Origin of the sequence: Psychrobacter proteolyticus, assembly GCF_038155145.1 — a bacterium.
Lineage (GTDB): Bacteria > Pseudomonadota > Gammaproteobacteria > Pseudomonadales > Moraxellaceae > Psychrobacter > Psychrobacter proteolyticus_B.
Genome location: NZ_JBAKAY010000002.1, coordinates 18,111 through 31,869, shown reverse-complemented (window position 1 = coordinate 31,869; position 13,759 = coordinate 18,111). Strand labels below are relative to the sequence as shown.

Here is a 13,759-nt window from a genome sequence, read left to right as displayed (position 1 = left end):
AACGAATATCATTTTATTATATTATTCGCACAATTCACCGTTGTTGACTAGGCAGTGAATTGGCAATAATGCTAGAATGAATATTTTAGCTAGTTTGCTTTTTTGACCTGATCTTTGATCGTCGACCATGATTCTGATGGTCGTGAGTCGTTTAACGTCTTTATACCTTTCAATTATTATCATTCAATGATTTTTGGAGGGTTAGACGTTGTTTTTTATCACCATTTAATTTATTCCAATTTATTCCAACCATGGCAATTATTATGAATGACGATACCACTTCGAATACGGATAACCTCAGTACAGAAAAAGAGCAGTTTGAACAAGCTGCCTTACATTACCATGAGTTTCCACGCCCAGGTAAAATTTCGGTAACCCCTACTAAGCAGCTAGCCAACCAACGTGATTTAGCACTCGCCTACTCTCCAGGCGTTGCTGTACCTTGTCTTGAGATACAAAGAGATCCAAAACTTGCTTCTAAATACACGGCACGTAACAACCTAGTTGGTGTTATCACTAACGGTACTGCTGTATTGGGTCTGGGTAATATCGGTCCATTGGCGTCGAAGCCAGTTATGGAAGGTAAAGGCGTTCTATTTAAGAAGTTCGCGGGTATCGACGTTTTTGATATTGAAATTGCTCAAAATGATCCAGATAAGTTCATCGAAGCGGTTGCCTCGCTTGAGCCTACTTTTGGTGGTATCAACCTAGAAGACATCAAAGCACCAGAATGTTTCAAAATTGAGCGCGTACTACGTGAGCGCATGAACATTCCTGTGTTCCATGATGACCAACATGGTACGTCAATCATCGTTGCCGCAGCCATGCTAAATGCTTTGTTGATTACTGGCAAAAAAATCGAAGAGATTAAAATTGTTTGTTCAGGTGCAGGCGCAGCAGCCATTTCTTGCCTAGATATCATTTGCGCGCTTGGCGTTAATAAGAACAACATTATTGTTTCAGACTCACGCGGTATCATCAGTACTAGCCGTGAAAACCTTGACGAAACCAAACAGCGTTATGCTCGTGATATTACAGCTACTTCTATCGAAGAAGTTATGGACGATGTCGATATGTTCCTAGGCCTATCAATGCCAGGTACACTATCAGAAGATATGGTTCGCCGTATGGCAAAAGACCCTATCGTCTTTGCACTTGCCAATCCAACACCTGAAATTATGCCAGAATTGGCACATGCGGTACGTCCAGACGTCATCATGGCAACCGGTCGTTCAGACTATCCAAACCAAGTAAACAACGCGCTATGCTTCCCATATATCTTCCGCGGTGCATTAGATGTTGGTGCGACCACTGTTAATGAAGAGATGAAAGTCGCTTGCGTAAAAGCGATCGCTGCGATGGCACACGTCGAAGCCACTCCAACTACCAGCGCTAGAAACATCGAAAAGATGCAGAGCTTTGGTCGTGACTACTTAATCCCAGGCCCTCTAGAACCAAATTTAATCATTGAGATCGCATCTGCTGTGGCTAAAGCAGCGATGGATTCGGGCGTTGCCACGCTACCGATCGATGATATGCAAGCCTATCGTCAGCGTCTGTCTGAGTTTGTTTATAACTCAGCGTTTGTGATGAAGCCAATTTTTGCTCGTGCTAAAGCCGATCCAAAACGTATCGTGTACTGTGAAGGTGAAGACAACAACATCTTACTTGCTGTACAAGTGGTCGTTGATGAGAAGCTAGCACAACCTATCTTGGTTGGTCGTCCTTCAGTTATCGAAGCCAATATCAAAAAGCTAGGCCTACGTCTAAAAGCTGGTGAGAACATTACCATCGTCAACGTTGATGACGATCCTCGCTACAAAGACTACTGGCAGGGCTACTATGAGAAGAACAAACGCCGCGGTGTAAGCATTGAGCTTGCGCGTCGTGATGTTCGCCGTAAGACGACTTTGATTGGTTCTTTGCTGGTTGAAAACGGTGCGGCAGATGGCATGGTATGTGGTACCTTTGGCCATTACCAATTGCATTTAAAATACGTTGAAAGCGTCATTGGCAAAAAACAAGGTATGAACGACTTCTATGCAATGAATGCGGTACTCATGCAAGATCGTAATATCTTTATCGCTGATACTTACGTTCATGAAGACCCAACCGCCGAACAATTGGCTGAAATGACTGTCTTGGCAACGGATCAGCTACGTCGCTTTGGTATCACGCCACGCGTCGCGCTAGTGTCTCATTCTAACTTTGGTGCTTCAGATCGTGCCAGCGCTGTCAAAATGCGTAAGGTTCATGAGCTATTGACCAATATGAATGTCGACTTTGAGTTTGAAGGCGAAATGCAAGGTGATGCCGCGCTTAACGAAAATATTCGTCTAAACGATATGCCATCAAGCCCGTTAAAAGGTGCAGCGAACTTGCTTATCTTGCCAACACTTGATGCCTCAAACATCGCTTTCAACCTGCTTAAAACAGCGACTGGCAGTGCTTCTATTGGCCCTATCTTATTAGGTACTAATAAGCCGGTACACATATTGACGCCATCAGCAACAGCACGTGGTATCGTCAACATGACTGCATTGACCGTTACTGAAGCGCAAGACCTAGAAAACGAAAAATAGTCATACATCATACCCAGTATGAATGCACTCCCAGTATGAATGCACTATAGTCAGTTCAATATAATTTGAATACAAGGAAGCCAAGTGAAAGTACTACAAATAGTAGACTGAGCGAGGCTAACACCGTACCCAATTTATAAAGGATTGACTATATTAAGAAGGGCTCTGTCATCCATTGACAGAGCCCTTCTGCTATACTAAAAACAGTCAATGCAACTTATAGAGCATTGGCTGTTTTTTTGATTCATAAAAATTGAGCTAATGATATAAAGCTTAATAATAAGAAGAGGCTTCTATGCAAATTTACCTCGTAGGCGGTGCTGTACGCGATCGACTGCTCAAGCGTCCTATCAAGGACAAGGACTTCGTCGTCGTTGGCGCTACTGTGGCAGAGATGATTGGTGCAGGGTTTCAACAAGTAGGCGCTGACTTTCCTGTGTTTTTGCATCCGACCAGTCATGAAGAGTATGCGTTGGCACGTACAGAGCGCAAGCAAGGCTCAGGCTACAAAGGTTTTAGCGTACATGCCAGTCCTGATGTCAGTCTAGAGGATGATTTGCGCCGTCGTGACTTAACCATCAACGCGATGGCAATCGAAGTTACCAGCTTAACCGATGATACCCCGATTAATAGACAAGTCATCGACTACTATGGCGGACTACAAGATTTAAAAGACAAGACATTACGTCATGTGTCCAGTGCTTTTAGTGAAGACCCGTTACGTGTACTTCGAACAGTGCGCTTCTATAGCCGTTACTACGATTTGGGCTTTACAATCGCGGATGACACTTTAACGCTGATGCGTCAATTGGTTGATACAGGAGAGCTGGCTCACTTGAGCGCCGAGCGTATCTGGCAAGAGTCCAGCCGTGCGACTATGCAGCTATCACCGCAAGTCTATTGGCAAAAACTGTTTGAAATTGGTGCACTCACAGAGTATTTCGCGCCTTTGCATAACGCTTGGGACAATATCCAAATAAGAGAAACAGTGCAGACAGCGTTATACTTTGCAGGACAGATGCGTTTGAATTTATCGCAGCGCTGGGCGCTACTCATGACTAGCCTGTCTTCATTATTTAATAGCGAAAACTCTGATTCTACGTCTAACGTATCAACCGCTATAAAAAATATTAACGCTATCGGTAATAAAGCCAAAGTCCCAAAAGCACATACTCAGTTCGCAACTTTATTCGCTCAGCAAGCTGAAAAACTAAGCACAATAAACAGTCTAAATGCGGCTGAAAAAATCGATCTAATCCAAGCCTGCGGTGCGCATAAGGAGCCCGATAAGCTCTCTCAACTGCTAGTGTGCAGTCATGTGTTACAGCTGGCAACACAGCATCGTCAAATGATGTTAGCACTAAACAGCTTTCACGCTGTCGGCATGACTGACATTGCGCCAAACCTTAAAGGCCCCGCTATTGGTGCAGCCTTACGCCAAAGCAGGATTGAACACTTGCAAGCACAACAATGATATAGACAAGCACCTTAGAGAAAAAAGTAGTATTGCTATGGACCAAGAACTTAATGCCTACCAAGCAGAAAATATAAATAACCAAGCGCCAGTGATGCTTGTCACAGGTAGTGCTAGGCGCATTGGGGCGGCTATTGTTAAAGCGGCTCATAGGCAAGGTTACCGCGTCATTATTCATTGTCATCGTAGTGAACAAGACGCTAATGACTTAGCTGACTATCTGAACGACATCCGTACTAATAGCGCAAAAGTTATCGTTGCTGACTTGACAATAGTTAATGATAAAGCAGCTTTAGACAGCTTTGTTAAAAGTATCGTAGAGGCGTTTGGACAGCTTGATGTACTGGTGCATAATGCCTCACGGTTTTATCCTAGCCCACTCGGTAGTATCAATCATGCACAGTGGGATGAGTTGCTTTTGACCAATGCCAAGGCCCCTTTATTACTAAGCCAAGCCCTACTACCTTATCTAAAGCAGCAGCAAGGCTGTATTGTCAGTTTATTGGACATACACGCGCATGATAGACCGTTTAATAACTACACTGTCTACAACATGGCAAAGGCTGCACATCGGATGATGGTACAGTCGCTAGCGCTAGAGATGGCGCCAGAAGTGCGGGTTAATGGGGTGGCACCTGGGGTCAACATTTTACCTGACCCTACCAGTGACCAAGCTATTGATAACGAGCAACAACAAAGTATCATCGATGCTATTCCTATGCGGCGTATAGGCCAACCTGATGAGATTGCTCATAGCGTACTGTATCTTGTACAGGCAAATTATGTCACAGGAGAGATCATCACCGTGGATGGAGGTCGTAGTCTAACCATAGCTGGTGGTCACCTGTAATACGGAAATATGGCTCAATAAAAAATATCTTGATTACTGCCTATCTTTTACTTGAAAAATTAAAAAAATCAGGTATCATTGTGCGTCTAACGTTAGGGCCCATAGCTCAGTTGGTTAGAGCAGAGGACTCATAATCCTTTGGTCGTAGGTTCAAGTCCTACTGGGCCCACCATATTTAAGTATTAATAAAAAAGACCTTCAAGAGATTGGAGGTCTTTTTTATTGTCTGTTGTTTTTTTAGTAAATAACAACTATATGTATAAGCATAGATATAGGCACTTTATTCAAGCCTCTTCGCTGACAGCGGATAATTATTGATAGTTTTGTAGTGCTGATTTTTTTCAGACCTCTTGCGAGCCACTACAGCGTAATGTGCCAGTTTTAGACCCGAAAAGCCTAACTATTAATATAGATAGGCTTTTCTTAGGTAAACAAGTGCTTTGCCTTTACAAGTCAGTAATAAATTTATACACGTAATGACTATCTGTTCGTAGTAGACAGTTTTTATATAATCATTGAAGATGGCTTAATAAAATCCATGCACCGATGGCAATTAGCATCACACCACCAAATATTTCAGCTCTATGACCGATTAGGGAGCCCAATACCTTTCCTAACATCACCCCTAGCGTGACCATTACTGTAGTGGCCAAGCCAATAAGACCTGCCGCCAGTAAAATATTGACCTTTACAAATGCTAGGCTCACACCGACAGCCATGGCATCGATGCTGGTACCAAATGCAGTCAAAGCAAGTTTGAAAAAAGAATGTCTCGACGGTGCTTTTGCCGTTTCATCACTTGGCTTCATTCCCTCATATAGCATGTGCAGACCGAGCGCAGAAAGTATGACAAACGCGACCCAATGATCCCATGCCTCAATAAAAGACGCATCTATAAAGGATGTGGCAGAGTGACCAATTAACCAACCAATAATAGGCGTGATCGCTTCAATGGTGCCAAAAATAACACCCATTCTGAGAGCTTCGGTAAAACGAGGGTTTTTAAGACTTGCGCCTTTACTGATTGCCACAGAAAAGGCATCCGTAGACATAGAAAAAGCAAGTAATAGAAGTGCGATAGGATTCATGTGATTTTCTCTGGTCGAGTATAGAGTCCACGACATAGCCACACCCCCGACCTGCAGTGTAGATATATCGATGGTCTCGCCAACCGAGAGGTGTTCGCACCATGGCATGTGGCCAAGTATGTTGATACGAACGCTTTCGCAGTACGAAAGCAGGCTACTCCCCAAAGAGAGGTTAGATTAGCATTGATACGCTATAAGTCAATCATAAAATGCCAAAAAATAATTTTTGCACCTCATCAAATATAAAATGGAAAACGTTGACAAATACTCTTGGAGCAGATGAATACTTTAGAGAGTTATGAATATAAAAAAGACCCTTCATGCTAACTTTTAATAGCATGAAGGGTCTTTTTAATGCGTGGCGCTTTTTAGTAATCGACGGTATAGCTTAAGCCATAAGTCGTACCCGAGGCAGGTAAACGGTTCAGATCGCCATACGTGGTTTGATGATAGACCGTTAGATAGTCCTTATTAAGCAAGTTATAAACGCCATAATCTACTCGGCCGACTGGCATATTTACTTGCCCTAATACATCAAGGGTCATATAACCAGTGACAGGTAAGGCACTAGAGTCAGGGTCTTGTTGTTGGTCTTTAAAGGCTTTATCATCACCGCCGATTGCTAATGCTTGTAGACGAATATTGCTACCTTCATCGAAGTTATACTGAGCAAATGCGGTACCTTTTAGCGGTGTTAGACGTACTGCATCGAGCTCCAACCAATCGCCATCTTTGTCATACTGACCACGAGTGTACGCCACACTACCGCCTACTTGCCATTTATCACTGATATCATGACTAAGCGACCCTTCTACCCCATAGACACGCTCATCGGTATCGACAACTTCTACGGTATAGCTATCAGTAAAACGTACTACTTTGTCTGATTCGTTATAAAAACCGCTCAGTCGCGCAGCAGTATCACCATGTTTGCCCTGCCAACCAAACTCGTAGTTGTTGATCGCGATCGGTTGTACGTTGTCTGAATTAACTACAAACCCTGCACGCACATCACGAAGCGCACGTTGTATATCTGCGGTGGTAAACCCTTGTGAAAAATTAGCAAAGATTTGATCATTTGGGGTTAATTGATAGCTAGTACCGAGATTAAACAAGGTTTTGTCGTGGTCTGTGCTGCCTTTTTCTACATCGCCTGCCTGATAGTCAATGCCGTAAGCTGCACTTGTTCCACTGATAGCAGAGCTATTAAAATACTCTTCAAGCAGTTGCTCATAGATGGGCGTAAAGGTATCAGTCTCTGACTTCAATTTTTGGTAACGCACACCAGCACTGGTATGCCACTTGTCAGTTATATCTACATCTGCATTGACAAAAGCACCCCATTTATCGATGGTAGTATCTGGTCCACCGTTATAAGTAAGCCCATTGGTTTGGGCGCTTAAGCCATTACTAGCAAGAAACGTATTTAGGTCTTGACCGTAGTAAGTTTGCTCACTGTTTTCACGTTCGAAATCAGCGCCGTAGCTAAACAGTGTCTTTTTGCCTGCAATTTCCGTCTCGGTTTGCATGGCGGCACGTAGGCCCATTACTTCGATGTCAACTTCTGACTGAGTGACAAATGTTGCAGCACCTGCCAGTTTCTTCAATGTGTCTTCATCAGTTAGGCCATTGGCTTGCCATACTTCAGTCGCTTGGTCTCCTGCGGTTTTACCAGAAGGGTAAAAACGGCCTTTCTCATCTCTGTAATAGCCCGTCACACTTAGGCTTGACCCTGCAATATCGTCATTATTATAGTTCAAGTTCATTGAGGTCTTAGTGGTATAAGGCTCGTTCTCTACGTTGGCACCATCGATAGCTCTTAAGGAAGGTTTTGCGCCAAATAATACTGCCAAACCATCACCATAATCTGGGCCGTAGTCGGTGTCTTGCTCATCTTTATAGTAAGTCACTGCAAGATCAAGACGTTGGCTGTCAGTGAGCTCTACACCCAAGCTACCGTTTACACTTAGCGATTCGGTATCTTGCTGGTCAGTTTGGTTGACATCTGGGCTGATTCGATTGCCTTTGCTATCAAACTTGCCGCCTTTATTGTCATAATCAACATCTAAGCGACCATACACTCGCTCGCCGCCATATCCTAATGTTTGCCCTACGTGATAACCCAATGAGTCTGACTCAAAATTACGACTGCTACTGACACCAACTCTAGTCTGTCTGATAGGTCCATACCCTACCAAAGATTTGGTCACAAGGTTAATCAGGCCACCTGCTGCACCAGCACCGTAGATACTGGTGGCACCTGAGAGCACCTCTACCCGCTCAAGCTGCGCAGGATCGATACTATTGAGCTCGCGTGAAAGACTACGTGAACTGCTTAAAGGCACACCATTCAACAAGAACTGTACAGGGCGTCCGTGCATGGTCGTACCGTAGTTACTGGTTGAGCCGCTGCTGGCACCTAGACTCGGTATCAATTGTGCCAAGATATCACCAGTGGTACGGTCACCCGTTGCCTGCATCTGAATCTCGTTTTCAGTAATTACTTGGGTGACTGCTGGCATCTCACTAATTTTCTGTGCCAGCGCCGTGCCCGTTCTGGCTTTAGCAGTGACATTGATAGTGTCTAAAGTCACATTGGGAGTTTCATCAGACACAGTACTTGAAGCCAGTTCCGCTGAGGTCTGTGCATCTAATACGGCATCCGCTTCATTGACATTGTTTTGTGCATATAATTGCTGACTAATACAAAGGGTAAGAACAGATAGAGCAACTTGATGATGGCTTTTCATAATTATTTCACTTAGGTTATTTCACTTAGTTGAATAAATAAACAGTGATATGAGTAATATTTAGATAATAATACTGTGTGTACTAACTTTGTGAATCGTATTGTAAATGATAATCGTTTTTATTTCTATATGTATTTAAACTTTGGTAGTAGCGTTTATTTGTACTGCTTTCAGATATGGTTGACTATTTAACCTCTGATAATTTCATTAGTCATTGAATAACTTATCTAGCTCATTGTTACGATAAGCCTCAAAAAACATCTGAAACTTTACCTCATCTTCTTTATGCTTTTTTTGGCAATCTGATAATAGCTGCTGTGCGACATCAACAGACAATATAAATACGCCGTCATTATCCATAATGGCGATGTCGCCTGAACGAATCGTCGTCTGCTCACCGAAGCGATAGGCAATATCGGACGCCAGCGTGCCTTGTGCTTGGTTGCTCTTGGACGTAGTCACAGCGCTGATACCCTGCGCAAATACGGGAAAGCCTAGCTGCTGAATTTGGAACGAATCAGTCGCCTGCCCAATGACAATGACCGCGGACAGCTTTTCATAAATAGCCGCGCAAGTTCGCAGTGATCCCCAACATGCTTTGACACCCAATACCTGAGCATCAATACATAACACATCATTGGGCGCTGCTTGAATCAATGCTTGGTTGATCACATCCGTGTTGTCAGAGGTTAGTTGCACCGTCAACACTCGGCCGACTATAGTAGCCGTGCATGGATTCAGTGCTTTGATATCTGGTAAATACCCCTTTTCCGTCAGATGACCAATGGTAGAGGTACTTATTTCTTTATAACTGTCTATAAAGTCGCGAATATCAATATCATTCATTATGTTCTCATTATGGTATTTCATAATTTTAACCACTGTTCTTGACACGCTTGAATGGGTTGATCGTTTTACTTTCTCCAGCGGGCATACTGCCATGAGGATCAGAGCCACGGGCAATCACAGGCAATAGCAATGTCTTATGCGGATAATGTGAAGCGTTCAATAGCTCATCACGGAGTATCTGACGTTGATCATCATCAAAATCGATAGTTACTAAGGATTCCTCGATACTTATCATTGCCTCGTGCCACAGCGTATCTTCATTGATATGATAGTGCTCAACCAATGACTCGATAATCGCTCGAATACTAACTAATAACCCTAGCGACTGTAGATAGAATATCAGTGCTTGCGGCGTCTCTCGATATAAACGGTTTTTAAAATCTGGTGGGCTTAAATACTCAGGATCTGATATTTTATGGCGTGCCAGCCATGGTAGATGAATACGTACGGAGTCATGGTCACGTAATAACAGACTGGTAAAACGATTGTCTTTTAATACGATAACAATATTTTGCCCGTGCATCTCAGGTGCAAACCCTAAGCGTAGACAGCGCAGCATCGTCCCCAAAAATACATCACAAAGATTCTTAAAGCACGCTATGACAGCGAGTTTTTTATTCTGTGGCGAGCCTTCTTGAAAGCTGTCTTGAGCATTGTTTTGGCTACTATTCTGAGTAGTACTATGAATACCCTCCTGAACAATCCCGTCAAAAATGTGATGGCTAACACCTTGTTTGTATACCAACATACCCAAGCTTGCCATCGGTAACAGTTGAATCGTATCGTCACACAGATCTGCTGGTAGTTGGCGTAGCATCGCGCCTAAATGCGTGGGTTTTTCTTGATAGAAGTAAGGATTAATAGCGCTTTTATCATGCAAATGAGACGGAGACATATAACCCCACCATAGGCGCTCATCCCATAACCGTAGCTGGGCTGATAGTTCGAGGTCTAACGTTCTTGCCTGCATCAATATGGCTTGGTTTTTTTCACCATTGTTCAGCTTGAGGGCTGGCAAATAGCGCTTTGAGTTCAGTGCGTACACACCGATAGGCAGCTTAATGCTATTTGGCGTATCAGCATCAATTAACATACTGCGCATGGATGAGCTGGCATAAGTGATGAGCGCTTCAAAAGTCAGGGCGACAACTGTGCCATTGGCAAGATCGTCGGCATATATGTCATCTACCACATGAGTCATTTGCCAAGGATGTACAGGCATCGCAATGTGCGTGTCTGCAATACCTTTATCGTCTAGCTCTCGCATCAAACTCTGCTGCTGCGTATTGTCCAGAAGATAAGACGCTGGATTTTGCGTTGTTGCGTCTTTAATATGCTCTGCCACCATGACATGGCTTTTGGCAATGGCGACCCATACCAGCTTAATGGGTTGATTAAACTCTGCCATATAACGTTTGTATTCTGTTGCCGTAAAGCCCAGTTTACCTTTTGCCAGTGGATGAAACGGACGATCCATCAGTGATGCCCACTGCTCCGCTGCAATCAAGGTTTGATGCCAATGCGGATACTGACAAACTGCCGTCGTGATGTTTGCTGCTGCCGACTGTTGCTGTGCTATAAATGAAACCTCTAAGCTTTCTTTTAACTTTAAGACACCGACATCAGACAACGTGACACTATCCATCATTGATAAGAAGATATCTAACAACTGCTGTGCTGAGCCTACTGGCTCTAGCAGAGCGCTGTTCACATGATGGCTATTATTAAGGATGCTCTTAAGATTGCTGTTAAGACTGGCATTGACGTTATGTATGATAGGCAGACAGGATTTAGACAATCGCCACGGTGACGCATAAGCAGGCTCTACCAATAGTAGTAACTGTCTATTCTGATTAATCTGCATCACCATTAACGGGGTATCTTGGTCAAAAAAATCTTGATACTGCTGTGGTAGTGATTCTAAAAATTGATGCGCGTCTTGAGCTTGAGTCGTCTGATGGTTTTCTAAATACTCAGCGGTGGTTGTCACTTGAATAAGTTGCTCATCCACCCACTGCTCTAATAGAAAACACTCTACCAAATGACTAATCAGCGACCATTGGATGGCCTCGATATCTGGCTCAGGATTTGCATCAAGGTGGCGGTTTTGCGCAGAAGTTTGCACAGGAAATAAGGTATGCATCGTCTTACCCCCGACTTTTAAACAATGGGTTATTAATGTATTTAATCGGGAATGCTTTATCTCCGAATAATCGGCGCTTAGCCAATGACTCAATGCGCGTTTGTTCAGCGAATACATCAAACAAGTCGAACCGTACTTGATGCTCTGGATGAGAGGTTTGATAGTCAGTCACGCAGTCAGCAACCTGTTGCCAAAACGCCACTTCAGCATAGTTATAATGCGTCTGCATAAAAATCGCAATATCTGACAACGCCACAAAGAATAAGCAAGCAACCGTCATATCTCGAATGCCGTCGGTATCTTCGGTCTCGATGAATGAGCCTCTATTTAAGGCAGCATGAGCAGGTGGCAAGCTATAAAAGTCTGGACGCAAGTGTTGTTGGGTCAAATGATTAGGTGAATAGCGAACCCCGTCATGCAAATCTTTTAATAATATTTTTATGGGATAACCATTTTCATGTGCCAAGACGATGTTTTGCGCATGGCACTCTAATGCCACACCATAACCAAATAAGATATGTAACAAAGGGGTAACAGTGACCTTAATCAACTGCGCAATCCAGGTCTCTACGCCATACTTGTCAAGCCAAGGGGCTATAAGATGCGAGCCATCAGCATTGACATAGCTGACGCCATTGAGCGGAAATGCGGTTTGACCTTTTGATAGATACTGGTTTACGTTTTCTCGCCAAATCGCAGCTAGCCCGCCATACATATTTGGATGCTGGTAGCCACGTGTGCGTAGCGCATCATGGTCTAGACTAACGCCAACGGTCTCACCCAAAAACGCAATGGGTAATGCTTTGGCAGTCTTGTCGTCGGCAATCAGTTGATTCAACCAAGTGGTGACAACAGCCGCATTCATCACAGTATGCTTTGCCAATATACGCGTGCTTGAGGTATTAATCAGGTGCATACTCAGCTTTAAGTAGGCTTTATTATTACTAACGTCAGTATCACCATTAACATTGTCATCAGCATTACCAAGCATCGTCAATGAGCGAATAGACTGCTGAGCGCGGTACTGATGACCTGCACTACCTAAGTAGATAACTTCTTGCGTGGCAAGCAGTGGCTGTAATGCTTGAATTAAGGTATTTTGCCATTGCCAAGGATGCGCAGGTATTAAGCAATAATTATTAGCCGTCTCGTGTACTTCATGAGTAGCTGTACCTTCGTCTTGCTTATTTGCGATTGTAAGTACTTTTGTGAGTGTGGCATTAAGTGCATCAAATTCATCAGCACCTACATAATCTTTCACCCATTCATTGATATCGATGCCGGTAGTGGTATTGCTCACCAGTAGCTGTTTTTTGACTGCTAACCACACTACATCGATGTTTTGATCAAACTCCGGCCCATAGTCATAGTTATCTTGCAAATCAAAACCGATACGAGACTTAAAACAAGGATGATAAGGATGCCCGGCCGTCAAATAACCTTCGAGTTGCTCATAAGTGAGCGTATCAATAGGCACAGGTATATTAGAAGTCAGTATCTGAGACTGTGTTTCATTCACTAAGGTGTGACGCAGCTCTTTGATAAAGCTGTCTTTGAGTTCTGCACCTTCAATGTTGAGCAAGATATCACTGATTACATGCTCAAGAATAGCGTCTTGGGCAACACCGTTAACCACTCGCTGCACATTTAGCTCATTCAAACGAATGATGTCAAAACTATAATGGATATAACCTTGCGCGGTATAACTGACATCATCACCTGCCTTGATAACAAAATTTAGCAGCGTCTCATTATCAGTACTTTCATGAGCGTTGTTCGCACTTTCAGATTCAAAATCAATGATATTTTCATATAGTAATGCTTGTAGCAATTGCTTGATTACCCGTTGCTCAGCGCGTGCCATGATTTTAGAATCAATAGGTGCTTGCCACGGTTTAGTCGCATAAGTGACATTTGCACTATTATTATTTTTGGTAGAGTTTTCTAGATTATTGGACATAGATATAAGCTTCCTGTCTGAAAATTAAATCAAATAAAAGTATAAATTTAGATACATGTAAAG

The 13,759-nt window shown here is 43.3% G+C and carries 8 protein-coding genes, 1 tRNA gene and 1 riboswitch; of the genes, 4 read left to right on the top strand and 5 right to left on the bottom strand.

Translation table 11 applies throughout. From position 1 onward, the window contains the following. Positions 1-263: 263 nt before the first annotated feature. From V6252_RS02655 to V6252_RS02640, 4 genes are all read left to right on the top strand, one after another. Positions 264-2,582 carry an NADP-dependent malic enzyme gene (locus tag V6252_RS02655; protein WP_160021186.1) on the top strand — a complete coding sequence of 773 codons (2,319 nt, stop codon included), beginning with the start codon at positions 264-266 and terminating at the stop codon, positions 2,580-2,582. A 295-nt stretch (positions 2,583-2,877) separates the two neighbouring features. Beyond that, positions 2,878-4,056, top strand: a complete 1,179-nt coding sequence (locus V6252_RS02650) for a tRNA nucleotidyltransferase (protein ID WP_341609176.1) — start codon at positions 2,878-2,880, stop codon at positions 4,054-4,056. Positions 4,057-4,093: 37 nt separating this feature from the next. After that, positions 4,094-4,906 (top strand): pteridine reductase, encoded by an 813-nt coding sequence (locus tag V6252_RS02645; RefSeq protein ID WP_341609175.1) that lies wholly within the window; start codon positions 4,094-4,096, stop codon positions 4,904-4,906. Between the two features lie 95 nt (positions 4,907-5,001). Continuing rightward, positions 5,002-5,078: transfer RNA gene (locus V6252_RS02640), tRNA-Ile, on the top strand. Between the two features lie 340 nt (positions 5,079-5,418). Here the strand turns inward: V6252_RS02640 and V6252_RS02635 are convergent. The 5 genes from V6252_RS02635 to V6252_RS02615 all read right to left on the bottom strand — a co-directional run bounded on the left by V6252_RS02635 (position 5,419) and on the right by V6252_RS02615 (position 13,696). After that, positions 5,419-6,030: a manganese efflux pump MntP family protein gene (locus tag V6252_RS02635; RefSeq protein ID WP_341609174.1), complete on the bottom strand. Its 612-nt coding sequence runs from the start codon at positions 6,028-6,030 to the stop codon at positions 5,419-5,421. Next, a riboswitch (yybP-ykoY riboswitch) is annotated at positions 6,002-6,169 on the bottom strand. (Overlaps the previous gene by 29 nt.) Positions 6,170-6,362: 193 nt before the next feature. Continuing rightward, the gene (locus V6252_RS02630) at positions 6,363-8,744 is read right to left on the bottom strand and encodes a TonB-dependent receptor (protein ID WP_341609173.1); all 2,382 of its coding nucleotides are present in this window, start codon (positions 8,742-8,744) and stop codon (positions 6,363-6,365) included. 207 nt (positions 8,745-8,951) lie between these two features. Then, on the bottom strand, positions 8,952-9,590 hold the full coding sequence (locus V6252_RS02625) for an RraA family protein (protein WP_341609172.1): 639 nt from the start codon (positions 9,588-9,590) through the stop codon (positions 8,952-8,954). Between the two features lie 28 nt (positions 9,591-9,618). Further along, positions 9,619-11,736 carry an IucA/IucC family protein gene (locus V6252_RS02620; protein ID WP_341609171.1) on the bottom strand — a complete coding sequence of 706 codons (2,118 nt, stop codon included), beginning with the start codon at positions 11,734-11,736 and terminating at the stop codon, positions 9,619-9,621. Between the two features lie 4 nt (positions 11,737-11,740). Then, positions 11,741-13,696: an IucA/IucC family protein gene (locus tag V6252_RS02615; RefSeq protein ID WP_341609170.1), complete on the bottom strand. Its 1,956-nt coding sequence runs from the start codon at positions 13,694-13,696 to the stop codon at positions 11,741-11,743. Positions 13,697-13,759: the final 63 nt, after the last annotated feature.